Source organism: Mycobacterium sp. THU-M104, from assembly GCF_049197365.1.
In the GTDB taxonomy this organism is placed as follows: Bacteria; Actinomycetota; Actinomycetes; order Mycobacteriales; family Mycobacteriaceae; genus Mycobacterium.
The window spans coordinates 1-24343 of sequence record NZ_JBMIOP010000015.1; the positions used below are offsets into that span (position 1 = coordinate 1).

Annotated in this window: 21 protein-coding genes and 1 pseudogene; 14 read left to right on the forward strand and 8 right to left on the reverse strand. The window is 69.3% G+C overall.

Annotated features, from left to right (window positions below):
- The first annotated feature begins 76 nt into the window (after positions 1-76).
- From ACOJVU_RS01090 to ACOJVU_RS01115, 6 genes and pseudogenes are all read left to right on the forward strand, one after another.
- The gene (locus ACOJVU_RS01090) at positions 77-439 is read left to right on the forward strand and encodes a hypothetical protein (protein WP_421528077.1); all 363 of its coding nucleotides are present in this window, start codon (positions 77-79) and stop codon (positions 437-439) included.
- Between the two features lie 319 nt (positions 440-758).
- Positions 759-2702 carry an excinuclease ABC subunit UvrC gene (uvrC, locus tag ACOJVU_RS01095; RefSeq protein ID WP_421528078.1) on the forward strand — a complete coding sequence of 648 codons (1944 nt, stop codon included), beginning with the start codon at positions 759-761 and terminating at the stop codon, positions 2700-2702.
- Positions 2699-3622 (forward strand): RNase adapter RapZ, encoded by a 924-nt coding sequence (rapZ, locus tag ACOJVU_RS01100; protein ID WP_421528079.1) that lies wholly within the window; start codon positions 2699-2701, stop codon positions 3620-3622. The genes uvrC and rapZ overlap by 4 nt, the downstream gene beginning before the upstream one ends.
- Positions 3619-4690, forward strand: a pseudogene (gene yvcK / locus ACOJVU_RS01105) (uridine diphosphate-N-acetylglucosamine-binding protein YvcK). Before rapZ ends, yvcK begins: the two are co-directional and overlap by 4 nt.
- Positions 4687-5664, forward strand: a complete 978-nt coding sequence (gene whiA / locus ACOJVU_RS01110; RefSeq protein ID WP_421528101.1) for a DNA-binding protein WhiA — start codon at positions 4687-4689, stop codon at positions 5662-5664. The pseudogene yvcK and the gene whiA overlap by 4 nt, the downstream one beginning before the upstream one ends.
- 75 nt (positions 5665-5739) lie before the next feature.
- A complete protein-coding gene (locus tag ACOJVU_RS01115) occupies positions 5740-7131 on the forward strand; it encodes a WS/DGAT/MGAT family O-acyltransferase (RefSeq protein ID WP_421528080.1) in 1392 nt (463 codons plus the stop codon).
- On the opposite strand, the gene ACOJVU_RS01120 is transcribed toward ACOJVU_RS01115, so the two are convergent.
- Positions 7128-8339 (reverse strand): alpha/beta hydrolase, encoded by a 1212-nt coding sequence (locus ACOJVU_RS01120; RefSeq protein ID WP_421528102.1) that lies wholly within the window; start codon positions 8337-8339, stop codon positions 7128-7130. The genes ACOJVU_RS01115 and ACOJVU_RS01120 overlap by 4 nt on opposite strands.
- A 381-nt stretch (positions 8340-8720) precedes the next feature.
- Here ACOJVU_RS01120 and ACOJVU_RS01125 point away from each other — a divergent pair, with 381 nt between their 5' ends.
- From ACOJVU_RS01125 to ACOJVU_RS01135, 3 genes are all read left to right on the forward strand, one after another.
- Entirely contained in the window at positions 8721-9050 is a 330-nt protein-coding gene (locus tag ACOJVU_RS01125) for a hypothetical protein (protein WP_421528081.1), read from the forward strand.
- Positions 9051-9173: 123 nt separating this feature from the next.
- Positions 9174-10613: a phytoene desaturase family protein gene (locus tag ACOJVU_RS01130; RefSeq protein WP_421528082.1), complete on the forward strand. Its 1440-nt coding sequence runs from the start codon at positions 9174-9176 to the stop codon at positions 10611-10613.
- A gap of 114 nt (positions 10614-10727) precedes the next feature.
- Positions 10728-11552, forward strand: a complete 825-nt coding sequence (locus tag ACOJVU_RS01135; RefSeq protein WP_421528083.1) for a L,D-transpeptidase — start codon at positions 10728-10730, stop codon at positions 11550-11552.
- A 101-nt stretch (positions 11553-11653) separates the two neighbouring features.
- On the opposite strand, the gene ACOJVU_RS01140 is transcribed toward ACOJVU_RS01135, so the two are convergent.
- Positions 11654-12226, reverse strand: coding sequence for a hypothetical protein (locus ACOJVU_RS01140; RefSeq protein WP_421528084.1), 573 nt, complete (start codon positions 12224-12226; stop codon positions 11654-11656).
- 575 nt (positions 12227-12801) lie between these two features.
- Here ACOJVU_RS01140 and gap point away from each other — a divergent pair.
- From gap to ppc, 5 genes are read left to right on the forward strand one after another with little or no spacing between them, the layout of a single operon-like run.
- Positions 12802-13833: a type I glyceraldehyde-3-phosphate dehydrogenase gene (gene gap / locus ACOJVU_RS01145; protein WP_421528085.1), complete on the forward strand. Its 1032-nt coding sequence runs from the start codon at positions 12802-12804 to the stop codon at positions 13831-13833.
- 4 nt (positions 13834-13837) lie between these two features.
- Positions 13838-15097 carry a phosphoglycerate kinase gene (locus ACOJVU_RS01150; RefSeq protein WP_421528086.1) on the forward strand — a complete coding sequence of 420 codons (1260 nt, stop codon included), beginning with the start codon at positions 13838-13840 and terminating at the stop codon, positions 15095-15097.
- Positions 15094-15879 (forward strand): triose-phosphate isomerase, encoded by a 786-nt coding sequence (tpiA, locus tag ACOJVU_RS01155; protein ID WP_421528087.1) that lies wholly within the window; start codon positions 15094-15096, stop codon positions 15877-15879. Before ACOJVU_RS01150 ends, tpiA begins: the two co-directional genes overlap by 4 nt.
- A 42-nt stretch (positions 15880-15921) precedes the next feature.
- Positions 15922-16155: a preprotein translocase subunit SecG gene (gene secG / locus ACOJVU_RS01160; RefSeq protein ID WP_421528088.1), complete on the forward strand. Its 234-nt coding sequence runs from the start codon at positions 15922-15924 to the stop codon at positions 16153-16155.
- A gap of 45 nt (positions 16156-16200) precedes the next feature.
- Complete coding sequence (ppc, locus tag ACOJVU_RS01165) at positions 16201-19008, forward strand: phosphoenolpyruvate carboxylase (RefSeq protein WP_421528089.1); 2808 nt, start codon at positions 16201-16203, stop codon at positions 19006-19008.
- Between the two features lie 125 nt (positions 19009-19133).
- On the opposite strand, the gene ACOJVU_RS01170 is transcribed toward ppc, so the two are convergent.
- The 6 genes from ACOJVU_RS01170 to tal form a co-directional block, all read right to left on the reverse strand.
- The gene (locus ACOJVU_RS01170) at positions 19134-19529 is read right to left on the reverse strand and encodes a hypothetical protein (protein WP_421528090.1); all 396 of its coding nucleotides are present in this window, start codon (positions 19527-19529) and stop codon (positions 19134-19136) included.
- Positions 19526-19819 (reverse strand): hypothetical protein, encoded by a 294-nt coding sequence (locus ACOJVU_RS01175; protein ID WP_421528091.1) that lies wholly within the window; start codon positions 19817-19819, stop codon positions 19526-19528. Before ACOJVU_RS01175 ends, ACOJVU_RS01170 begins: the two co-directional genes overlap by 4 nt.
- Before the next feature lie 147 nt (positions 19820-19966).
- Positions 19967-20710: a 6-phosphogluconolactonase gene (pgl, locus tag ACOJVU_RS01180; RefSeq protein WP_421528092.1), complete on the reverse strand. Its 744-nt coding sequence runs from the start codon at positions 20708-20710 to the stop codon at positions 19967-19969.
- Positions 20707-21618, reverse strand: a complete 912-nt coding sequence (opcA, locus tag ACOJVU_RS01185) for a glucose-6-phosphate dehydrogenase assembly protein OpcA (protein WP_421528093.1) — start codon at positions 21616-21618, stop codon at positions 20707-20709. Before opcA ends, pgl begins: the two co-directional genes overlap by 4 nt.
- 49 nt (positions 21619-21667) lie before the next feature.
- Entirely contained in the window at positions 21668-23212 is a 1545-nt protein-coding gene (gene zwf, locus ACOJVU_RS01190) for a glucose-6-phosphate dehydrogenase (RefSeq protein WP_421528094.1), read from the reverse strand.
- Positions 23209-24330: a transaldolase gene (gene tal, locus ACOJVU_RS01195; protein WP_421528095.1), complete on the reverse strand. Its 1122-nt coding sequence runs from the start codon at positions 24328-24330 to the stop codon at positions 23209-23211. The genes zwf and tal overlap by 4 nt, the downstream gene beginning before the upstream one ends.
- Between the last annotated feature and the right edge of the window lie 13 nt (positions 24331-24343).

The window sequence follows — 24343 nt, forward strand, 5'->3', positions numbered from 1 at the left end:
CCCGCACAATCGCCCGGCATGACCTCACCACGGCATCGACAATCGATGAGCTACTCAACGAAGAAAAAGGCCTGTGGTGACTTACCACTACCTCGACAGCTCCGTCGCGGTGCGCATCATGCTCGGCCATTCGGCGTCAGCGGCCCAATGGTTCGACAGCACGACCGGCAGAGACGACGATCGCGTCGTTTCCTCACGCATCCTGCGCACCGAGATCATTCGCGTAGTGCGCCGGGAGAACCTGCCGGTCGCCGACCGCGACCAGATTCTGGACTATATCGACACGATCCCGCTCACCCTGCCCTGCTCTAGAACCAGGTCCGCTCTGGATCCGCCGGAGATACGAGGGCAAATGACGCGCAAGGGGGTAGGTTCACGGCTTGCAACTGAGGTCAAATGGCTCTGTTGCACAATGGAATTCGCTTGTCACGCTATGTGAATCACGATAGAGCGGCCCGGGGGTGCTGAGGCGTCGTCAATCCACCTACCGGCCAGAAGCTCGATTGCGTGCTGTTGACAGAATGATGAACGCGGTCATGCCGGCCAGTGGCGCGTGGGGCCTGATCGGTGGCGGAGGGGTGGCCGGGCCCGGCGTGTCGTAGCCACAGGGTGCGTTTCTCGGTGTCGACCGGATACCAGAGCCGTCCGATGCAGCCGACAACCGGCCGACCTCGGCCGGGACGCGGTGGACCACGCGCCATCTCCGCCGCCCGATGCCGACGCTTCGCCGCCCTCCCGGCGGCTACTAGCCTGGACACGTGCCAGATCCCGCCACGTATCGCCCCGCGCCGGGGTCCATCCCGGTCGAGCCGGGTGTCTACCGGTTCCGGGACCCGCACGGGCGAGTCATCTACGTCGGCAAAGCCAAGAGTCTGCGAAGTCGGCTGACCTCGTACTTCGCCGACGTCGCCGGCCTGCACCCGCGCACCCGGCAGATGGTGACCACCGCTGCCAGGGTCGAGTGGACGGTGGTCACCACTGAAGTCGAGGCGCTGCAGCTCGAATACAACTGGATCAAGGAGTTCGATCCGCGCTTCAACGTGCGCTATCGGGACGACAAGTCCTACCCGGTGCTGGCGGTCACCCTCAACGAAGAGTATCCCCGCCTGATGGTCTATCGCGGCCCGCGCCGCAAAGGGGTCCGCTATTTCGGGCCGTACTCGCATGCCTGGGCCATCCGGGAGACGCTGGACCTGCTCACCCGGGTCTTCCCGGCGCGCACGTGCTCGGGGGGTGTATTCAAGCGCCACAAGCAGATTGACCGGCCATGCCTGCTTGGCTACATCGACAAGTGCTCGGCGCCCTGCATCGGCAGGGTCAGTGCCGAGCAGCACCGCCGCATCGTCGGCGACTTCTGCGACTTCCTGTCCGGAAAAACCGACCGGTTCGCCCGCGAGCTCGAGCAGCAGATGAACACTGCGGCCGATCGGCTCGACTTCGAGCGGGCCGCCCGCCTGCGGGACGACCTGTCCGCGCTCAAGCGGGCGATGGAGAAGCAGGCCGTGGTGTTCGGCGACGGCACCGACGCCGATGTCATCGCGTTCGCTGACGACGACCTGGAAGCCGCGGTGCAGGTGTTCCACGTCCGCGGCGGGCGGGTGCGCGGCCAGCGCGGTTGGATTGTCGAAAAGGTCGGCCAACCAGACGATTCCGGCGAGGGGCAGTTGGTGGAGCAGTTCCTGACGCAATTCTACGGCGAGCAGGCCGAACTGGGCGGGGCCGCCGATGAGGCGGCGAACCCGGTTCCCCGCGAGGTGCTGGTGCCGTGCCTGCCGTCCAATGCCGACCAGCTGTCGAGCTGGCTGTCCGGGCTGCGCGGATCCGGGGTCAATCTGCGGGTGCCGCGTCGCGGCGACAAGAAAGCGCTGGCCGAGACCGTTCAACGCAACGCCGAAGAAGCACTTCAGCAGCACAAGCTGAAAAGAGCAGGCGACTTCAACGCCAGATCGGCTGCGCTGCAGAATATCCAGGATGCCCTTGGGCTGGCGGACGCGCCGCTGCGCATCGAGTGCGTCGACGTCAGCCACGTGCAGGGCACCGACGTGGTGGCCTCGTTGGTGGTGTTCGAGGACGGTTTGCCGCGCAAATCGGACTACCGCCACTTCGCGGTCCGGGAAGCGGCCGGGCAGGGACGCTCCGATGACGTCGCCTCCATCGCCGAGGTGACTCGCCGCCGGTTCCTGCGCCACCTGAACGAGAAGCAGGACCCGAATATGCTTTCCCCGGAAGGAAAGTCGCGCCGCTTCGCCTACCCGCCGAATCTGTATGTCGTCGACGGCGGCGCGCCGCAGGTCAATGCGGCCAGCGCCGTGCTCGAGGAGCTGGGTGTCACCGACGTGGCGGTGATCGGCCTGGCCAAACGGCTCGAAGAGGTGTGGGTGCCCTCCGAGCCGGACCCGTTCATCCTGCCGCGCAACAGCGAGGGCCTCTATCTGCTCCAGCGGGTCCGCGACGAGGCGCACCGGTTTGCCATCGCCTACCATCGCAGCAAGCGATCCCAGCGAATGACCGCATCCGTGCTGGACTCGGTACCGGGATTGGGGGAGCACCGCCGCAAAGCGCTGGTAGCACATTTCGGATCCATCGCCCGCCTCAAGGAGGCCACCGTCGACCAGATCACCGCCGTTCCGGGCATCGGCGTGGCGACCGCCGCGGCCGTGCTCGAGGCGCTGCGACCGGAGCGACCGGAGGATGCGGGATGACGGGTCAGGGTGAACTGGCCCAGAGCTACCCGGGGCCCCACAAGGAAGGACCCGCGGCAGGCATCGACGTCGTCCTGGTGAGCGGGTTGTCCGGGGCCGGCCGGGGCACGGCGGCCAAGGTGCTCGAGGACCTCGGCTGGTACGTGGCCGACAACCTGCCGCCGCAGCTGATCACCCGGATGGTGGATTTAGGGATGGCCGCCGGGTCGCGGATCACCCAACTGGCGGTCGTCATGGACGTTCGGTCACGCGGATTCACCGGTGACCTGGATTCGGTGCGTACCGAGCTGGCAACCCGCAACATCGCCCCGCGGGTGGTCTTTTTGGAGGCGTCCGACGACACGCTGGTGCGCCGCTATGAACAGAACCGCCGCAGCCATCCGCTGCAGGGTGAGCAGACCCTGGCCGAGGGCATCGCCGCCGAACGCAGGATGCTGGCCCCGGTGCGCGCCGGCGCCGATCTGATCATCGACACGTCGACGCTGTCGGTGCGAGCCCTGCGGGAAACCATCGAGCGTGCCTTCGGTGGCGTCACCGCCGCGGCCACCAGTGTCACCGTCGAGTCGTTCGGCTTCAAGTACGGGCTGCCCATGGACGCCGACATGGTCATGGACGTGCGGTTTCTGCCCAACCCGCACTGGGTGGACGATCTGCGCCCCCACACCGGCCAACACCCGGCGGTGCGTGACTACGTGTTGGCCCAGCCCGGCGCGGCCGAGTTCCTCGACACCTACCATCAGCTGCTGAACCTGGTCGTCGACGGCTACCGCCGGGAGGGCAAGCGCTACATGACGGTTGCGATCGGCTGCACCGGCGGCAAGCATCGCAGCGTCGCGGTCGCCGAGGCGCTGATGCAGCTGCTGCGGACCAACGCCCAACTGTCGGTGCGGGTGCTGCACCGGGACCTGGGTCGCGAATGAGCCCGGCAGCGAGCCCGCCGGTCGGTCACAGTCAAAGCATCGTCGCACTGGGCGGTGGACACGGCCTGTACGCGACGCTGTCCGCGGCCCGCCGGCTGACCCCGCACGTCACCGCGGTGGTCACCGTCGCCGACGACGGCGGCTCGTCGGGCCGGCTGCGCAACGAACTGGACATCGTGCCGCCGGGCGATCTGCGAATGGCGTTGGCGGCGCTGGCGTCCGACAGCCCGCATGGCCGGCTGTGGGCGACTATCGTGCAGCACCGCTTCGGCGGCAGCGGCGCGCTGGCGGGGCATCCCATCGGCAACCTGATGCTCGCCGGCTTGTCCGAGGTTCTCGGCGACCCGGTCGCGGCCCTCGACGAACTCGGGCGAATCCTCGGCGTCAAGGGCCGGGTGCTGCCGATGTGCCCGCTGGCGCTGCAGATCGAGGCCGACGTGTCCGGCCTGGAGTCCGACCCGCGGATGTTCCGGCTGATCCGCGGGCAGGTGGCGATCGCGACAACCCCGGGCAAGGTGCGGCGGGTCCGGCTGCTGCCCGGCAACCCGCCGGCGACGCGGCAGGCCGTCGACGCGATCATGGCCGCCGACTTGGTGGTGCTCGGCCCCGGGTCGTGGTTCACCAGCGTGATCCCGCATGTGTTGGTTCCGGAGTTGGCCGCGGCCCTGCGGGCGACCACCGCCCGCCGCGCACTGGTGCTCAACCTGGTGGCCGAGCCGGGGGAGACCGCCGGTTTCTCCGTGGAACGCCACCTGCACGTGCTGGCCCAGCACGCGCCGGATTTCACCGTCCACGACATCATCATCGACGCCGACCGGGTCCCCAGTGACCGGGAGCGCGGCCAGCTGTGTCGCACGGCGACACAGCTGCGCGCCGAGGTGCACTTCGCTGACGTGTCCAGACCTGGTACACCTTTACATGACCCGGGCAAGCTCGCGGCCGCCTTGGACGGTGTCGTCGCCCAGCGCGACAGTCACCGGAGAGATTCGGATCGACGGTGAACGCCCGCAGACCGGGGCGGATGAACCGGTTGACAACGGACCGAAGGGTGACGACGCGTGGCGATGACGACCGAAGTCAAGGACGAGTTGAGCCGCTTGGCCGTGCCGTCGGTCAGCGCCCGCCGCGCGGAGGTCACGTCCCTGCTCCGGTTTGCCGGTGGGCTGCATATCGTGGCTGGCCGGGTGATCGTCGAGGCCGAGGTGGACTTGGGCAGCATCGCCAGGCGCCTGCGTAAGGACATCTTCGACCTGTACGGCTACAACGCGATCGTGCATGTTCTGTCGGCCAGCGGGATTCGCAAGACCGCCCGCTACGTGCTCCGAGTGTCCAACGACGGCGAGGCGCTGGCACGCCAGACCGGGCTGCTCGACAACCGGGGGCGTCCGGTACGTGGACTGCCGGCCCAGGTGGTCGGCGGCAGCATCGCCGACGCCGAAGCGGCGTGGCGCGGGGCGTTCCTGGCGCACGGTTCGCTGACCGAACCGGGACGGTCGTCGGCCCTGGAGGTCAGCTGCCCCGGCCCGGAGGCCGCGCTGGCGCTGGTGGGCGCGGCACGCCGGCTCGGGGTCGGCGCCAAAGCGCGCGAGGTGCGCGGCGCCGACCGGGTGGTGGTGCGCGAGGGCGAGGCGATCGGCGCCCTGCTGACCCGGATGGGGGCCCAGGACACCCGGCTGGTGTGGGAGGAGCGCCGCATGCGGCGCGAGGTGCGCGCGACGGCCAACCGGCTCGCCAACTTCGACGACGCCAACCTGCGCCGCTCCGCCCGGGCCGCGGTCGCCGCGGCCGCCCGGGTGGAGCGCGCGCTGGAGATCCTCGGCGACACCGTGCCCGACCATCTCGCCACAGCCGGCACTCTGCGGGTGGAGCACCGGCAGGCCTCACTGGAGGAGCTCGGCCGGCTGGCCGACCCTCCGATGACCAAAGATGCTGTGGCGGGCCGTATCCGGCGCCTGCTGTCGATGGCGGACCGGAAGGCGAAGGTCGAGGGCATTCCCGACACGGAGTCGGCGGTGACGCCGGACCTGTTGGAAGACGCCTGATGCGCGGCGGCCGGCCCCGCACGGATTGTCCGAAATAGCTGTTCGGTTTTCGGCGCCGAGGGCTACGGTCGGAGCATGAAGCAGCTTTCGAGCGTGGACGCGGCGTTCTGGTCTGCCGAGACCGCGGGCTGGCACATGCACGTCGGTGCGCTGGCGATCTGCGACCCACGCGATGCGCCCGAGTACAGCTTTGCGCGGTTGCGCCAGCTGATCATCGAGCGACTGCCCGAGCTGCCGCAGCTACGCTGGCGCGTCACCGGCGCACCGCTGGGCCTGGACCGGCCGTGGTTCGTCGAGGACGAGGACCTCGACATCGACTTCCACGTCCGTCGCATCGGGGTTCCCGCGCCGGGCGGACGGCGCGAACTCGAAGAGCTGGTGGGCCGGCTGATGTCCTACAAGCTGGACCGCGCCCGGCCGCTGTGGGAGCTGTGGGTGATCGAGGGTGCCGCGGGCGGCCGGATCGCGTCGCTGACCAAGATGCACCACGCCATCGTCGACGGGGTCTCGGGCGCCGGGCTCGGCGAAATCCTGTTGGACGTGACGCCCGAACCCCGGCCGCCGCAGCAGGAAACGGTCGGATCGCTGTCGGGATTCCAGCTTCCGGGCATCGAGCGGCGCGCGGTGGGCGCCCTGATCAACGTCGGCATCATGACGCCGTTCCGCATCGCCCGGCTGGCAGAGCAGACGCTGCGTCAGCAGATCGCCGCGCTCGGGCTCCACACCCGGCCGCCACGCTACTTCGAGGCACCGAAGACGCGATTCAACGCGCCCGTGTCGCCGCACCGGCGGATCACCGGGTGCCGCATCGAGCTGTCCCGGGCCAAGGCTGTCAAGGACGTCTTCGGTGTGAAGCTCAACGACGTCGTGCTCGCGCTGGTGGCCGGCGCCGCCCGGGAGTACCTGCAAAAGCGCGGCGAGCTGCCGGCCAAGCCGCTGATCGCGCAGATCCCGGTGTCGACCCGCACCGACGACAGCAAGGACGACCTCGGCAACAAGATCAGCTCGATGACCGTGTCGCTGGCCACCGACGTCGACGATCCCGCCGAGCGGCTGCGCGCCATCCATGACAGCACGCAGAGCGCCAAGCTGATGGCCAAGGCGCTGTCGGCGCATCAGATCATGGGGCTGACCGAGACCACTCCGCCCGGGCTGCTGCAGCTGGCCGCGCGGGCGTACACCGCCAGCGGGCTGTCGCGAAACCTGGCCCCCGTCAACCTGGTTGTGTCCAACGTGCCGGGGCCGCAGTGCCCGCTGTACATGGCCGGCGCCAAGCTGGATTCGCTGGTGCCGCTGGGTCCGCCGGTGCTGGACGTCGCGTTGAACATCACCTGTTTCTCCTACACGGACTACCTCGACTTCGGGTTCGTGACCACCCCGGAGGTGGCCAACGACATCGACGAGATGGCCGACGGCATCGAGTCGGCGCTGACCGGGCTGGAGAAGGCCACTGCCTTGAACGGTTAGCCGCGGTCCGGATAGCTGGTCGCGTAGACCCAGGACAAAAACCGTGCCACCGCCTCGGCGGATTGGTGCGCCCGCGGGGAGCCGAAGATGTCGAAAGCGTGCTGGGCGCCGGGCAATTCGGCGTAGGCGACCGGCGACTTCGACACCGCGCGCAGTTCGTCGACGAATTCCTGCGCCTCGCCGACCGGGATGAGCGAGTCGTCGCGGCCGTGCAGGACGAAGAACGGCGGTGCGTCGGCGCGCAGCCGCCGGATCGGCGAGGCGTCGACGTAGACGTGCCGGTGCGTGGCGAATTTCCGTTTGACGACGAACTTTTCGAGCAACTTCACGAACTCGGGACGACCCTCGCCGTGCGTGGAGAACCAGTCGTAGCGCCCGTAGAACGGAACCGCGGCGACCACCGAGGTGTCGGCCTCCTCGAAGCCTGGCTGGTATGCGGGGTCGCCCGCGGTCAGCGCGGCCAGCGAACACAGGTGACCGCCCGCGGACCCGCCGGTGATCGCGACGAAGTCGGGGTCGCCGCCGTAGTCGGCGATGTTCTCCTTGACCCACGCCAGCGCGCGTTTGACGTCGACGATGTGGTCCGGCCAGGTGTGCCGCGGGGAGACGCGGTAGCCGATCGACACGCACACCCAGCCGTGCGCGGCCAGCCGGCTCATCAGCGGATACGCCTGCGGGCGGCGCATCCCGATCACCCAGGCCCCGCCCGGCACCTGCACGAGCACCGGCGCCTTGCCGTCGCGTGGGAGGTCGCGGCGGCGCCAGATGTCGGCGAGGTTGGCCCGGCCGTGCGGGCCGTAGGACACCACGTTGGTCTTCTCGACGTAGCGCCGGCGCGCCACCGACATGCGCAGCGGCACGTTTCGCCGCCCCGCGCGGGTGGGCCGGGCCGACAGGTCGGCGATCTCGTCGGCGTAGTCGGGACCGAGTTGTTCGCGCAGCCCGGCCTCGAGCACCGGCCCGGGGGTGGTGACGCCGCGGTAGCGGATCGCCGCCAGGATCGCCCACGACGCGACCGTCAGGGCGAGCGCCGCCCGGCCCCGGGGCCCGGCGAAGTCGCCGCGCCGGCCGCGGCGCAGCGCGTCCACCAGGGAGCCCGAGAAGTACAGGCCGGGCACCTCCGAGGCCGGCCAGCCGAGCCAGAACACCAGGACGGTGCTGTAACCTTTGCGGGCCAATGGCCGAAACCCGTTGGTGGCGTTGGCCATTTCCAGCGCAGCCCGGGCCAGCGGTCTCGGGGTGAAGACCCGCCGGCGCAACCGGTCGAGCCTCACGAGCCGCCGACCTCCTCCCGCAGTTTCCTGCGAAGGATCTTGCCGGTGCCGCCGCGGGGCAGCAGGTGTCCGGCATCACTGCGCTCGGTCACGTTGCTCCTTGGGTTCCCACGGGGCCTGGCCGCATCGAGGCGACGGTGCGTTCCTCGATCGTAACGGGCCGGTGCCGGGGGTTTCCGCCGTGTTTTCCGGCGCGACGTTGCGTGCCAGGCGGCGCGGCGGCGCTTTTTGTCGCCCACGCGTATGGTGCCGACCGCGTCCGGCGCGTTATGGTTATGCACGCCTGACGGTAGACCCCCAGTTGAGAGGGACGGAATGGACCTCGCCGGATTGGCTGACGCGCCCCAGCGGGTTTGTGCCACCGGGGTAACGGCCGACGGTCGCCAGGCCGAGTACTTTCTGAATCTGCTGCTTCAGCGCCGCCATCTCATCGACGAACGGATCGCCGAACACCGCAGGGCCGGCATCGCCGCCCAGAACAGCGGCGACGCCGAACGCGCCTACGGCATGCGGCGGATGGCCCACGGCGAGGAACAGGACCGGCGGACTCTCGATCGTCTGATCGAGAACCTGCGGCGGCGCTTCCCGCGGCAGGACCCTGGCGACGTTCCCGGCGGTGCGCAGGTGCGGCTCGCGGTCCGGTAGGCGCGCACCGCCAATGGGATCCACGACACCGGTGCTGTTCGAGTTTCTGGGGCGGCGCTGCCGGTCGGGGCCCGAGCCCGGCGACGACCACCCGGTCCACGTCACCACCCGACGCAGCGCCCGATGACGCGGGCGGTCGTCGTCGGCGCCGGCCCCAACGGCCTGGCCGCCGCGATCCACCTAGCCCGCCATGGTGTCGACGTGCAGGTGCTCGAGGCCCGTGACAGCATCGGCGGGGGAGCACGGTCGGGGGAGCTGACGGTGCCCGGAGTCATCCACGACCACTGCTCGGCGTTCCACCCGCTCGGCGTCGGTTCCCCGTTCTGGCGCGAAATCGACCTGGCGCGCCACGGGCTGGTGTGGAAGTGGCCCGAGGCCGACTGCGCCCACCCGCTCGACGACGGCACGGCCGGCGTGCTGTACCGGTCGATCGATCGGACCACGCAGCGCATGGGGCCCGACGCGACGCGGTGGCGCCGCGCCGTCGGGGACCTCGCGGCGGGGTTCGACGCGCTGGCGCAGGATCTGCTCCGCCCGGTGATCAACGTCCCGCGACACCCGCTGCGGCTGGCCCGTTTCGGGCCGCGCGCGCTGCTGCCGGCCACCACGATGGCCCGCTGGTTTCGCACCGAGCAGGCGCGCGCGCTGTTCGGCGGCACCGCCGCGCACGTATACACCAGACTGGACCGGCCGCTGACCGCGTCGCTCGGGCTGATGATCCTGGCCAGCGGGCACCGCTACGGCTGGCCCGTGGCCGAAGGCGGATCCGGTGCGATCACCCGCGCCCTGGCCGCCGCGCTGACCGAGCACGGCGGCGCCGTGGCCACCGGGGTGACCGTCGCCGACCGCCGCGACATCCCTGACGCCGACATCGTCATGCTCGATCTCAGCCCCGCGCAGGCCCACGGCCTCTACGGCGACCTCATGCCCGCCCGGATCAGACGCTCCTACCGGCGCTACCGCCAGGGCTCCTCGGCGTTCAAGGTCGACTTCGTCATCGAGGGCGACGTCCCCTGGACGAACCCCGACTGCGGGCGCGCCGGCACCGTCCACCTCGGCGGCTCCTTCGCCGAGATCGCCGACACCGAACGTCAACGCGCACACGGCGCGATGGTGCGGCGCCCCTTCGTGCTCCTCGGGCAGCAGTATCTGGCCGACCCAACCCGCTCGGCAGGCAACCTCAACCCGGTCTGGGCCTACGCCCACGTGCCCTTCGGCTACGACGGCGACGCCACCGCCGCCGTGGTCGGCCAGATCGAGCGGTTCGCCCCGGGCTTTCGCGACCGCGTCGTCGCCACCGTCAGCACGGGCACCGCCGACCTGGCGGCCTACAACCCGAACTTCGTCGGCGGGGACATCATCGGCGGCGCCAACGACGGGCTGCAGGTCCTGTTCCGCCCGCGGATCGCGGTCAACCCCTATGCGACCGGCGTACCGGGGGTGTATCTGTGTTCGCAGTCCACGCCGCCTGGCGCCGGTGTCCACGGATTGTGTGGCTACCACGCCGCCGCCGCGGCGTTGCGCTGGGTGCGCAGGCGGCGCCGAGTCACGCATCGCAGCTGAAACGTGACACAGGCTTGATCGAATCGCTCACGCGCCCTCGCGCTGCACGCCGGACCGCACCCCTACCATCACTCTTACAACTACAACGATGTCATTTATCAGGGAATTGGAGCCATGCGGGCGGTTTTTCGGGGTTTTTTCACCGTCATCGGGGTCGCTGCGAGTGTGCTTGCGGGGCCGGCCGGCGTCAGCCTGGCGGCGGCCAACCAGCCGGACCGGTTCGCGATCGCGTCGATTCTGCCGACGCGGGGCGAGAAGGTGGGTGTCGCGCACCCCGTCGTGATCACGTTCCGGGCGCCCCTCACCAATCCAGCCGCCCGCCACGCGGCCGAGCGCGCCGTCGACGTCACCTCGTCGCCCGCGCGGACCGGCAGGTTCGAATGGCTCGACAACAACGTCGTGCAGTGGGTTCCCAGCCGTTACTGGCCGGCGCACAGCGCGGTGGCCCTGTCCGTGGGCGGGCGGCACGGCATTTCCCTGGACTTCAAAACCGGTCCCGCAGTCGTGGGCGTCGCGAGCATCTCGGACCACACCTTCACCGTGAGCATCGACGGCGCCGAGGCCGAACCGCCGCCTCCGCTGCCGGCGCCGCACCACCGGCCCCACTGGGGGGAAGACGGCGTGCTGCCGGCGTCGATGGGTAGGCCGGAGTTTTCGACGCCCACCGGGTCCTACACCGTGCTGTCCAAGCAACGCTCGATACTGATGGACTCGAGCAGCGTCGGTATCCCCGTCGACGATCCCGACGGTTACCGCATTCCGGTGGACTACGCCGTCCGTATCACCAGCCGCGGTCTTTTCGTGCATTCGGCCCCGTGGGCCATCGACTCCCTCGGGCTCGAGAATGTCAGCCACGGCTGCATCAGCCTCAGCCCGGCCGACGCGGAGTGGTACTACAACACGGTCAACGTCGGCGACCCCGTGATCGTGCGGGAATAGCAGCACCCGAAGTCGTCGGCGCCGAGCCGCACACAACGGACCCGCTGGTCGTTAGACCAGCGGGTCCGTTGTGCGTGTGTGTGGTCGGAGGCGGATCGGCCTCAGCCGCCGGAAGGACCGGGCGGGGCAGGCTGACCGGGAACCGGGCCGCCGGTCGGCGCCGGACCGGTCGGCGCATCCTTGGCTCCGGCCATGTCGATGATCGGGGCGGCCGCCACGCCGTCCACGGGAGCACCGGCCAGCACCGGCCCGAGCGCGATCAGCGGGGCGCCGGCCGGCACCACCGGCAGCGGAGCGCCCAGCGGCAGCGGCGGTAGCGGGGCACCCAGCGGCACCGGCGGTATCGGCGGACCGAGCGCGATCAGCGGGGCGCCCACCGGCACCACCGGCCCGGGCGCGATCACCGGAACGCCGGCCATGTCGGTGAGCGGAGCGCTGGCCGCGCACACGTTTCCCCCCGCCGCCGCGCCGGTCGCCCCTGCGCCTGCGGCGACGGGCGCGCCGTCCCCGGCCGCCGCGGCGGCATTACCGGCCTGATCCTGGACGCACGCGTAGCCGCCGGTTTTCAGCGGGGCGGCTACCGCTTCCGGGCTCAACGCCATAGCAGCACCGCACAATCCCGCACCGGCAACTACTTTGATGTTGAATCGATCAAAGACCGTCATCAACGTCAACTCCTTTTGTGAGCGCTCAGTATTTCGCAATCAAATGGTGCAGCAGAACCGCATTATTCGTTCCCCAGAGGTGGCTCGCCGACCGACATGATTATCTGCAGCAGACACGCGACACGTCCCGCGCCGCACCGCGCCGTTTCCAAATGGTGACGTTGCCGGTGCCGGCCGACTGAAAGCCTGCTGACGCAGCGAAAAAGAGTGGTGCGAGCCGGTGGGCGGTACCGGGCGGTCCCCGCGGCCGAGTCAACTCCGACCCGTCGCGGGCGAATCCTGGCCCGATCGTCCACGATTTTCCGGTAGCCGATGACGACGTGTATAAAACCGATGCAGAAAGGTCGTCATTCGTTTATCGCGGGCCTTGTGAAAACTGGTATGAGGCTGCGTCGTTGTCCCTGCTGAGGCAAATTCGGAAAGGATCACGCGGTGTTTTTCGGGCCGCGAGGGGCGCTGTGCCCGCGTCGCGGCCGACCGCTGCGGCGCTCGGGCACTTCTACCGGCGGCGCGGCGGCGCGGTGGCTGTTCTAGGCTGACCGCACAGCGCTCATCAACGGACATAGGCAGACAGGGAGAGAATTGTGACGGTCCGAGTAGGCATCAACGGCTTCGGTCGAATCGGGCGCAACTTCTACCGGGCTTTGCTGGCGCAGCAGGCGCAGGGTCCGGCCAGTTCGGGGGCGGACATGGAAGTGGTCGCCGTCAACGACATCACCGACAACCACACGCTGGCGCACCTGCTCAAGTTCGACTCGATCCTGGGTCGGCTGCCCTACGAGGTCGGCCTCGAGGGCGAGGGCACCATCGTCGTGGGCGACCGCAGGATCAAGGCGCTCGAGGTCCGGGAGGGCCCGGCCGCGCTGCCGTGGAGCGATCTCGGCGTCGACGTCGTCGTCGAATCCACCGGTCTGTTCACCAACGCGGCCAAGGCGAAGGGGCACCTGGACGCCGGCGCGAAGAAGGTCATCATCTCCGCACCCGCCACCGACCCCGACATCACGATCGTGCTCGGCGTCAACGACGACAAGTACGACGGCAGCCAGAACATCATCTCCATGGCCTCGTGCACCACGAACTGCCTGGCGCCGCTGGCCAAGGTGCTCAACGACGAGTTCGGCATCGTCCGGGGCCTGATGACCACGATCCACGCCTACACCCAGGACCAGAACCTGCAGGACGGGCCGCACAAGGACCTGCGCCGGGCCCGCGCCGCCGCGCTGAATATCGTGCCGACGTCCACCGGCGCGGCCAAGGCGATCGGCCTGGTGATGCCCGAACTGAAGGGCAAGCTGGACGGCTACGCGCTGCGGGTGCCGGTCCCGACGGGCTCGGTGACCGACCTGACCGCCGAGCTGTCCAAGGCGGCCGGCGCCGAGGAAATCAACGCGGCGTTCAAAGCCGCCGCAGACGGCAGGCTCAAGGGCATCCTGAAGTACTACGACGCGCCCATCGTCTCCAGCGACATCGTCACCGACCCGCACAGCTCGATCTTCGACTCCGGGTTGACCAAGGTGATCGACAACCAGGCCAAGGTGGTGTCGTGGTACGACAACGAGTGGGGCTACTCCAACCGCCTCATCGACCTGATCGCCCTGGTCGGCAGGTCGCTGTAGACCCGTGACCGTCCATACTCTGAAAGACCTTCTTGCCGAAGGAGTTTCGGGTCGTGGCGTGCTGGTACGCTCGGATCTGAATGTGCCGCTCGATGACGGCAAGATCACCGACGCCGGCCGCATCACCGCTTCGGTGCCGACGCTGCAGGCGCTGGTCGAGGCGGGCGCCAAGGTGGTGGTCACCGCGCATCTGGGCCGGCCCAAGGGCGGTCCGGACCCGAAGCTGTCGCTGGCGCCGGTCGCCGCGGCGCTGGGGGAGCAGCTGGGTCGGCACGTGCAATTGGCCAGCTGCGATCACTCCCGAGTCGTCGGTGCCGACGCGCTGGCCCGCGCCGAAGGCCTCACCGACGGCGACGTCCTGCTGCTGGAGAACGTCCGCTTCGACCCGCGCGAAACCAGCAAAGACGACGGCGAGCGCCTCGCGCTGGCCCGGGCGCTCGCCGAACTGGTCGGGCCGACAGGGGCTTTCGTCTCCGACGGCTTCGGGGTGGTGCACCGCAAGCAGGCGTCGGTGTACGACGTGGCCGCCTTGCTGCCGCACTACGCCGGCACGCTGGTTGCCGAGGAGATCCGGGTGCTGGAGCAGTTGACCACGTCCACCGCCCGGCCCTACGCGGTGGTGCTCGGCGGTTCCAAGGTGTCCGACAAGCTCGGTGTCATCGAATCGCTGGCCACCAAGGCCGACAGCATCGTCATCGGCGGCGGCATGTGTTTCACTTTCCTTGCTGCACAAGGATTTTCGGTAGGAAAATCCTTGCTGGAGACCGACATGGTGGACACTTGTCGCCGGCTGCTGGAGACCTACGTCGACGTGCTGCGGCTGCCGGTGGACATCGTGGTGGGCGAGAAATTCGGCGCCGAGGCAACCCCGCGGACCGTTGCCGCCGACGCCATCGGAGACGACGCGATGGGGCTGGACATCGGGCCGGGCTCGGTCAAACGGTTCGCGACGTTGCTGTCCAACGCCAGCACCGTGTTCTGGAACGGCCCGATGGGCGTGTTCGAGTTCCCGGCGTTCGCCGCGGGCACCAGGGGCGTCGCCGAGGCGATCGCGGCGGCGACCGCCAAGGGTGCGTTCAGCGTCGTCGGTGGCGGCGACTCCGCGGCCGCGGTGCGCGCCCTGGGCATCCCGGAGGATGACTTCTCGCACATCTCCACCGGCGGCGGCGCCTCGCTGGAATACCTGGAGGGCAAGACGTTGCCGGGCATCGAGGTGCTGGGCAGGCCCCAGCCCGGCGAAAACGAGGGAGCAGCAGAAGCATGAGCCGCAAGCCACTGATCGCGGGCAACTGGAAGATGAACCTCAACCACTTCGAGGCCATCGCGCTGGTGCAAAAGATCGCGTTCGCGCTGCCGGACAAGTACTACGACAAGGTCGACGTCACGGTCATCCCGCCGTTCACCGACCTGCGCAGCGTGCAGACCCTGGTCGACGGCGACAAGCTGCGGCTGACCTACGGGGCCCAGGACCTGTCCCCGCACGACGCGGGCGCCTACACCGGCGAGGTGAGCGGCGCCTTCCTGGCCAAGCTGGGCTGCACCTTCGTCGTCGTCGGGCATTCCGAGCGGCGCACCTACCACCACGAGGACGACGCGCTGGTGGCTGCCAAGACCGCCGCGGCGCTCAAGAACGAGCTGACCCCGATCGTGTGCATCGGCGAGCACCTCGAGGTCCGCGAGGCGGGAAACCACGTCGCGCACAATGTCGAGCAGCTGCGCGGCTCGCTGGCCGGGCTGTCGGCCGAGCAGATCGGCAGGGTCGTCATCGCCTACGAGCCGGTGTGGGCGATCGGCACCGGTCGGGTGGCCAGCGCCGCCGACGCACAGGAAGTGTGCGCCGCGATCCGCGCGGAGCTGGGCTCCCTGGCGTCGCCGCAGATCGCCGCAGGCGTCCGGGTCCTCTACGGCGGCTCGGTGAACGCCAAGAACGTCGGCGAACTCGTCGCCCGGGACGACATCGACGGCGGCCTGGTCGGTGGGGCGTCGCTGGACGGGGAGCAGTTCGCGACGCTGGCGGCGATCGCCGCCGGCGGGCCGCTGCCGTAGGGGTGCGCAAACCCCCGGTCGCGGCCCGGTAAGCTACCGTGCATGCAACTGGGCCTGCAGATCACTCTGGTCGTCAGCAGCATCCTGGTGGTGTTGCTGGTCCTGCTGCACCGCGCCAAGGGCGGCGGCCTGTCGACGCTGTTCGGCGGGGGTGTGCAGTCCAGTCTGTCCGGGTCGACGGTGGTGGAGAAGAACCTCGACCGCTTGACGATGTTCGTCGTCGGCATCTGGCTGGTGTGCATCGTCGGCATGGCCCTGCTGATCAAGTATCGCTGACCTCTCGGCAGGCGGTCCCGGTCGTCCTCACCGATACTGGGACCCATGGTCGAGGTTTCTGACACCGCACTGGCACCGATCGGCGCCGTGCAACGGACCCGGGTCGGCCGCGAGGCGACCGAGCCGATGCGCGCCGACATCCGCCTGCTCGGCGCCATCCTCGGCGACACCGTGCGCGAGCAGAACGGCGACGACGTGTTCGACCTCGTGGAGCGCGCCCGGGTGGAGTCGTTCCGGGTGCGGCGCTCGGAGATCGGCCGGGCGGACATGTCGCGCATGTTCTGTGGGCTCGACATCCACCAGGCGATCCCGGTCATCCGGGCGTTCAGCCATTTCGCGCTGCTGGCCAACGTCGCCGAAGACATCCACCGCGAGCGCCGGCGCGCGGTGCACGTGGCTGCCGGGGAGCCGCCGCAGGGCAGCAGCCTGGCCGCGACGTATGCGAAACTCGATGCCGCCGAGCTGGATTCGGCCACCGTGTCCGACGCGCTGCGCGGCGCGCTGGTCTCCCCGGTGATCACCGCCCATCCGACCGAGACGCGCCGTCGCACCGTGTTCGTCACCCAGCACCGCATCACCGAGCTGATGCGGCTGCACGCCGACGGGCGCACCCACACCGCCGACGGACGCAGCATCGAACGCGAACTGCGCCGGCACATCCTCACGCTGTGGCAGACCGCTCTCATCCGGTTGTCGCGGCTGAAGATCTCCGATGAGATCGAGGTGGGGCTGCGGTACTACCCGGCGGCGTTGTTCGAGGTGATCCCGCAGGTCAACGCCGAAGTCCGCGACGCGCTGCGCGCCCGCTGGCCCGGCACCGACCTGCTGTCGGGGCCCCTGCTGCAACCCGGTTCCTGGATCGGCGGCGACCGCGACGGCAATCCGAACGTGACCGCCGACGTCGTGCGGCTGGCCACCGGCAGCGCCGCGTTCACCGCGCTGGCCCACTACCTGTCCGAGCTGACCCACCTGGAACAGGAGCTGTCGATGTCGGCGCGGCTGGTTCGCGTCACCGACGCGCTCGCCGCGCTCGCCGACGGCTGCCGGGAACCCGCCCGCGCCGACGAGCCGTACCGGCGGGCGCTGCGGGTGATCCGCGGGCGGCTCACCGCGACCGCGGCGCACATCCTGGACCGGCGCCCGCAACATGAGCTCGATCTCGGCCTGGCGCCCTACGGCACACCGGCCGAGTTGCGGGCCGACCTGGACACCGTCGACGCCTCGCTACGGTCGCACGGCAGCGCGCTGCTGGCCGACGACCGCTTGGCGCTGCTACGAGAAGGCGTGCACGTCTTCGGGTTTCATCTGTGCGGGCTGGACCTGCGGCAGAATTCCGACGTGCACGAAGAAGTGGTCGCCGAGCTGCTGGCCTGGGCGGGGGTGCACCCCGACTACGGCTCGCTGCCCGAAGAGCAGCGCGTCGCGCTGCTGGCCGGCGAGCTCGCCACCCGCCGGCCGCTGGTCGGTGAGCGCGCGCAACTGTCCGATCTGGCCCGCAGCGAGCTGGGCGTCGTCGCGGCCGCCGCCCACGCGATCCGCACCTACGGACCCGCCGCGGTGCCCAACTACGTCATCTCGATGTGCCGGTCGGTGTCCGACGTGCTGGAGGCCGCGATCCTGCTCAAGGAGGCCGGCCTGCTGGGCGCCTCCGGGCCGCAACCGTACTGCCCGGTGGCGATCTCGCCGCTGTTCGAGACGATCGACGACCTGCACAACGGGGCGGCGACCCTGCACGCCATGCTCGAGCTCCCTCTCTACCGGGCACTGGTGGCCGCGCGCGGCGACTGCCAGGAGGTGATGCTGGGCTACTCCGACTCCAACAAGGACGGCGGGTATCTGGCCGCCAACTGGGCGGTCTACCGCGCCGAGCTCGCGCTGGTGGAGGTGGCCCGCCAGGCCGGAATCCGGTTGCGGCTCTTCCATGGTCGCGGCGGCACCGTCGGTCGCGGCGGCGGGCCGAGCTACCAGGCCATCCTGGCGCAGCCGCCCGGCGCGGTGAACGGTGCGCTGCGGCTCACCGAGCAGGGGGAGGTCATCGCCGCCAAATACGCCGAGCCGCCGACGGCGCGGCGCAACCTGGAGAGCCTGGTGGCGGCGACGCTGGAGTCGACGCTGCTCGACGTCGAGGGCCTCGGTGACGCGGCGGAGCCGGCGTACGCGCTGCTCGACGAGGTGGCCGCGCTGGCGCGGCGCGCTTACGCCGAACTGGTCCACGACACACCGGGTTTCGTGGAGTACTTCATGGCCTCCACCCCGGTCAGCGAGATCGGTTCGCTGAACATCGGCAGCCGCCCGACGTCCCGCAAACCGACCTCCTCGATCGCCGACCTGCGCGCCATCCCGTGGGTGCTGGCGTGGAGCCAGTCGCGGGTGATGCTGCCCGGTTGGTACGGCACCGGGACTGCGTTCGAGCAGTGGATCTCGGCGGGACCAGAGCCTGCGGACCAGCGGGTGCGCGTGCTGCATGACCTGTACCGCCGGTGGCCGTTCTTCCGCAGCGTGCTGTCGAACATGGCGCAGGTGCTGGCCAAGAGTGACCTGGGCCTGGCGGCCCGCTACGCGGAGTTGGTGGCCGACGAGTCGTTGCGGCACCGGGTGTTCGACAAGATCGTCGCCGAGCACGAGCGAACCGTCGCCATGCACAAGCTCATCACGGGCCACGACGACCTGCTGGCTGACAACCCGGCGCTGGCGCGCTCGGTGTTCAACCGCTTCCCGTATCTGGAACCGCTGAACCACCTGCAGGTGGAGTTGCTGCGCCGCTACCGTTGCGGCGACGACGACGAGCTGGTGCAGCGCGGCATCCTGCTGACGATGAACGGGCTGGCCAGCGCGCTGCGCAACAGCGGGTAGCGCCCGTCGCCGAGGATCTGGTGTCCTCCGGTGAAGCGGGTGTGTGACCGTAACCGCGGGCAGTGGTGGTCAGGTTGGGCGCGGATGAATCACTACCGGCAATACCCTGACCGGCAGCGGCGGGCTCAGAGTGTGATGATGTCGAGTAGTGGTTGCAGGCCCTCGAAATCGGCGGTATTGCGGGTGGCCAGGGCTGCTCCGTCGCCGATCGCGATAGCGGCGATCATCAGGTCGACGCGGCGCTTGCTGCCGGGTGTTCGTCCGGTGGTGGCGACAAGGGTGCACAGTTCGCGGTAGATGTCGGCTTCGCGTTGGGTGAACGGTAGGCCGGTTCCGTAGGTCGATTGGTGCCGGCTGAGTTCGATGCCGGCGTCGGCGGCGATGGTGGGGTCGGGATGTGCTGTGCCTTCGCTGAATTCGGCGAAGGCGAGGGCCGATACAAGGAATTCGTGGTCTCCGGGTGGGAGGCGTTCCCAGTGTGGTGTCTGGATCAGCAGGTTGGTATCGAGGTGGACTCTCACCGGTCCTGGTCTCCCACACGCCCGGCGTCGTCGCGGCCGCGCTCGATCATTTCCAGCATGGCGGCCTGGTAGCCGGCGGTTGTTTGTCGGTTGTAAAGGGCCGCTTGTTCGATCTGGGCCAGGGTGACGCCACGACGTCGTTCGGGGGGCGGTGGAGGAGGTTGCCTGGCGATGATCACGCCGGTGTCTTTGCCTCGGACGGTGACGTGGAATGCCTGGCCGGCCGCCGCGGCGCTGATGATGTCGGCAGTGTTGTGGCGCAGTTCGCGGATCCCGACCGTTTCGCTCATCAACCTAATGTATCACTTAGGTGATACATGAGTGATACATTAGGTTTGCGCCGTTGTCGCCGCGCCGATCGACGAACCGATGCTCGCCGGGCCGGCGGCAGCAGATTCGGTGTGGCAACCACAGAAGACGACGCCGACAGCCCCCTGTCAGCGGTGGAGCTTCGACGCCGCCGCTTCGTCGAGCAGCCACAGCGTGGTTTCGCGACCGACAGCGCCGGCGGCCGGGACCGAGTTAGCGGGGGCGCCGCCGATGGCGGCGGCGACCGCGTCGGCCTTGGCCTCGCCGGAGACGATCAGCCAGACCTCGCGGGAGTGTTGAACCGCGGGCAGCGTCAACGTGATTCGCTGCGGTGGCGGCTTGGGGGAGTTGTCGACCGGGATCACCATGCGGGTGATCTCCCGCACCGCCGCGGTGTCCGGGAACAGCGAGTTGACGTGACCCTCGGGGCCCATGCCCAGCAGGTGGACGTCGAAGGTGGGCACCGCCTGCCCGGGTTCGGCGTTGGCCGCCAGCACCTGCTCGTAGGCCAGGGCGGCGGCGGCCATGTCGTTGCCGAACTCCCCGTCGCTGGCCGGCATCGCGTGCACGTTGCTGCACGGGATGTCGATGTGGTCGAGCAGCGCCGCGCGCGCCTGTCTGTCGTTGCGCTCGTCGTCGCTTGCGGGGACGTAGCGTTCGTCGCCCCAGAACAGATGCACCTTGGGCCAGTCGATCCGGTCCGCTTCGGGGCCGAGCCGCCGCAGCAGCCCGATGCCGTTGCTGCCGCCGGTCAGCACGACCAGCGCCCGCCCCCGGGCCGTGACGGCGTCCTGGACGGAGCCGACCAGCCGCCGCGCCGCGGCCTCGATCAGCTCCTGGGTCTGCGGGAAGACCTCGACGACGGTGTTCATGCGTACTGCACCCTGCCTATCCCCTGCAACGCGGCGAGGTAGATCTCATCGGGGTCCAACCGGCGCATGTCCTCGGCGAGGCACTCGCGGGTTTCCCGGCGCGCCAACGGAACCAGAGCGTCCGGGCGGCCGGTCCGGCTCAGGGTCGCCGTCGTTCCCTCCTGCGGACGGCTCAGGGTGATGGTTCCGTTCGGGCGCCGCAACTCGACCTTGAGGTCGCCGACCACCCGGTGCACCGGCCCCTCGATCCGGCTGGCCAGCCACCCCGCCAGGACATCCAGTGCGGGCTCGTTTCGCAGACCCGAAACCAGGGCCGACTCGACCGGTTCGTACGGCGGCTGGTCGAGGGTCGAGGTGAGCAGCGCACGCCAGTAGGTGATCCGCGCCCAGGCCAGGTCGGTGTCGCCGGCGGTGTAGCCGGGCAGCCGGCTCTTGATCGCCGACAGGGGGTCCCGCCCGTTGGTGGCGTCGGTGATGCGCCGAATCGCCAACTTGCCCAGCGGGTCCCGGGCCGGCACCGCCGGCGCGATGTCGGGCCACCACACCACGACCGGGATGTCGGGCAGCAGAAAGGGGGTGACGACGCTGTCGGCGTGGCCGGCCAGTGGTCCGGACAGCCGCAGCACCACCGTCTCGCCCGCGGTGGAGTCGCCGCCGACCCGCAGCTGGGCGTCCAGCCGCGCCTCGGAGGCATCGGCCTCTGCGGCTGTGACCACCAGGATCCGCATCGGGTGCTCGTGGCTGGCGTCGTTCGCGGCGTCGATGCACTCCTCGAGCAGGGCCTCGTTCTCCGAGGCGATGATCAGCGTGCCGACCCGGCCCATCGTCACGGCGCCGACCTGCTCGCGCAGCTCGTCGAGTTTCTTGTTGACCGCGTTGGTGCTGGTGTCGGGCAGGTCGACGATCATGCGCGCCCCTCCTCAGCATCGCTGCGCTCTGCATCGTCGCCGGCGCGAATCATGGCCGCCGCCACTCGCGGCCGGTCTTGCGGAGCATCTCGAAGGCCGACTCCGGGCCCCACGTTCCCGCCTCGTACGGGTCGGGTTTGCCGTGGGTGGCCCAATAGTCCAGCACGGGATCCAGTATGCGCCAGGCCAATTCGACTTCGTCGTTCACCGGGAACAGGGACGGCTCACCGAGCAGCACGTCCAGGATCAGCCGCTCGTAGGCCTCGGGCGAATCCTCGGCGAACGCCGAGCCGTAGGAGAAGTCCATGTTGACGTCGCGCACTTCCATCGCGCTGCCCGGCACCTTGGACCCGAACCGCAGGGTGATCCCCTCGTCGGGCTGGACCCGGATCACCATGGCGTTGGTGCCCAGTTCGTCGGTCATGGTCGCGTCGAACGGCAAGTGCGGCGCGCGCTTGAACACCAATGCGATCTCGGTCACTCTGCGGCCCAAGCGTTTTCCGGTGCGCAGGTAGAACGGCACACCGGCCCAGCGACGCGTGTCGACCTCGAGGGTGATCGCGGCGAACGTCTCGGTGGTGGAGTCCTGAGAGAAGCCTTCCTCGTCGAGCAGGCCGATCACCTGCTCGCCGCCCTGCCAGCCGGCCGCGTACTGCCCGCGGCTGCTCGTCTCGTGCAGCGGCTGCGCGAGCTGGGTCGCCGAGAGCACCTTGATCTTCTCGGCCTGCAGCGCCGAGGGGCTGAAGCTGATCGGCTCTTCCATCGCGGTCAGCGCCAGCAGCTGCATCAGGTGGTTCTGGATGACGTCGCGGGCGGCGCCGATGCCGTCGTAGTAGCCGGCGCGCCCGCCCAGCCCGATGTCCTCGGCCATGGTGATCTGGACGTGGTCGACGTAGTGGGAGTTCCAGACCGGATCCCACAGCTGGTTGGCGAACCGCAGCGCCAGGATGTTCTGCACCGTCTCCTTGCCCAGGTAGTGGTCGATGCGGAACACCGACTCCTCCGGGAAGACGGCGTTGACCACGTGGTTGAGTTCGCGCGCGCTGTTCAGGTCGTGGCCGAACGGCTTTTCGATGACCACCCGGCTCCAGCTGCCCTCCTGGGCGTCGGCCAGCCCGGAGCGGTAAAGCTGGTCGCAGACCACGGGGAAGGACTTGGGGGGGATCGCCAGGTAGAAGGCGTGGTTGCTGCCGATGCCGCGTTCGACGTCGAGCTTCTCCAGCGTCACGGCCAGGCGCCCGAACGCGACGGCGTCGTCGAATTCGCCTCGCACGAAACGCAACCCGTCGGCCAGCCGCTCCCATATGGACTGGCGGAACGGCGTGCGGCAGTTCTGCCTGACCGAATCGTGGATCACCCGCGCGAAGTCGTCGTGGTCCCAGTTGCGGCGGCCGAACCCCACCAGCGAGAAGGTGGGGGGCAGCAGGCCGCGGTTGGCCAGGTCGTAGATGGCCGGCACCACCTTCTTGTGGGCCAGGTCCCCGGTGACGCCGAACAGCACCATGGCGCACGGTCCGGCGATCCTGGGCAGCCGCTTGTCTTCGGGGTCCCGCAACGGATTACGCCACTGTGCGGCTTCGGTGCCACGACTCATTTGGCGGCGGAACCCAGTTGGTTCTGCGTCTCGGTGAGCAGCTGGTTCCAGGAGTCCACGAACTTCGCGACCCCTTCGTTTTCCAGGACCACGAACACGTCGGTCATGTCGATGCCGACCTTTGTCAAATCGTCGAACACCTGCTGGGCGGGGCCGGCTGTGCCGCTGACCGTGTCGCCGGTGACCTGCCCGTGGTCGGCGACGGCGTCGATGGTCGGCTCCGGCATGGTGTTCACCGTGTGGGGCGCGACCAGTTCGGTGACATAGAGGGTGTCGGGGTAGGCGGGGTTCTTGACGCCGGTGGACGCCCACAGCGGACGCTGCACACGGGCGCCCGCGGACTTCAGCGCCGCGTAGCGCTCGCCCCCTTCGAAGACCTCCTGGTAGGCGGCGTAGGCCAGTCGCGCGTTGGCGACACCGGCCTTGCCGCGCAATCCCAGCGCCTGCCCGGAGCCGATCTTGTCCAGCCTCTTGTCGATCTCGGTGTCCACGCGGGACACGAAAAACGATGCCACGGAATGGATCCTGGACAGGTCGTGGCCGGCTTCGCGGGCCTTCTCCAGCCCGCTCAGATAGGCATCCATGACTTCGCGGTGCCGTTCCACGGAGAAGATCAGCGTGACGTTGACCGAAATCCCTTCCGCCAGAGCGGCGGTGATGGCCGGCAGGCCGGCCTTGGTGGCGGGGATCTTGATGAGCAGGTTCGGCCGGTCGACGATCTTCCACAGCTCGACGGCCTGCGCGATGGTCTTGTCGGTCTCGTTGGCCAGCCGCGGGTCGACCTCGATCGACACCCGGCCGTCGACGCCCTGGGTGGCCTCCCACAGCGGGGTGAACACATCGCAGGCGGTGCGCACGTCGTCGGTGGTGACGGTGCGGATCGTGGCGTCCACGTCGGCGCCGCGTTCGGCCAGCTCGGCGATCTGGCCGTCATACGCGTGGCCCTCGGCCAGCGCCTTCTGGAAGATCGACGGGTTGGTGGTCACGCCGACGACACTGCGGGTGTCGATCAGCTCCTGCAGGTTGCCGGACTGCAGTCGCTCCCGTGACAGGTCATCGAGCCAGACGGAGACACCCGCGGCGGACAGCGCCGCAAGGTTCGGGTTCTGAGTGCTCATGGGAATCGCCTTC

What these genes read in the sequence shown, in the direction of transcription:
- secG (WP_421528088.1), top strand. Translation starts at nt 15,922, where the DNA reads ATGCAACTGGGCCTGCAGATCACTCTGGTCGTCAGCAGCATCCTGGTG.
- ACOJVU_RS01135 (WP_421528083.1), top strand. Translation starts at nt 10,728, where the DNA reads ATGCGGGCGGTTTTTCGGGGTTTTTTCACCGTCATCGGGGTCGCTGCG.
- ACOJVU_RS01115 (WP_421528080.1), top strand. Translation starts at nt 5,740, where the DNA reads ATGAAGCAGCTTTCGAGCGTGGACGCGGCGTTCTGGTCTGCCGAGACC.
- whiA (WP_421528101.1), top strand. Translation starts at nt 4,687, where the DNA reads ATGACGACCGAAGTCAAGGACGAGTTGAGCCGCTTGGCCGTGCCGTCG.
- tpiA (WP_421528087.1), top strand. Translation starts at nt 15,094, where the DNA reads ATGAGCCGCAAGCCACTGATCGCGGGCAACTGGAAGATGAACCTCAAC.
- ACOJVU_RS01130 (WP_421528082.1), top strand. Translation starts at nt 9,174, where the DNA reads ATGACGCGGGCGGTCGTCGTCGGCGCCGGCCCCAACGGCCTGGCCGCC.
- opcA (WP_421528093.1), bottom strand. Translation starts at nt 21,618, where the DNA reads ATGATCGTCGACCTGCCCGACACCAGCACCAACGCGGTCAACAAGAAA.
- ACOJVU_RS01175 (WP_421528091.1), bottom strand. Translation starts at nt 19,819, where the DNA reads ATGAGCGAAACGGTCGGGATCCGCGAACTGCGCCACAACACTGCCGAC.
- pgl (WP_421528092.1), bottom strand. Translation starts at nt 20,710, where the DNA reads ATGAACACCGTCGTCGAGGTCTTCCCGCAGACCCAGGAGCTGATCGAG.
- ACOJVU_RS01120 (WP_421528102.1), bottom strand. Translation starts at nt 8,339, where the DNA reads ATGGCCAACGCCACCAACGGGTTTCGGCCATTGGCCCGCAAAGGTTAC.
- ACOJVU_RS01125 (WP_421528081.1), top strand. Translation starts at nt 8,721, where the DNA reads ATGGACCTCGCCGGATTGGCTGACGCGCCCCAGCGGGTTTGTGCCACC.
- rapZ (WP_421528079.1), top strand. Translation starts at nt 2,699, where the DNA reads ATGACGGGTCAGGGTGAACTGGCCCAGAGCTACCCGGGGCCCCACAAG.
- tal (WP_421528095.1), bottom strand. Translation starts at nt 24,330, where the DNA reads ATGAGCACTCAGAACCCGAACCTTGCGGCGCTGTCCGCCGCGGGTGTC.
- ppc (WP_421528089.1), top strand. Translation starts at nt 16,201, where the DNA reads ATGGTCGAGGTTTCTGACACCGCACTGGCACCGATCGGCGCCGTGCAA.
- zwf (WP_421528094.1), bottom strand. Translation starts at nt 23,212, where the DNA reads ATGAGTCGTGGCACCGAAGCCGCACAGTGGCGTAATCCGTTGCGGGAC.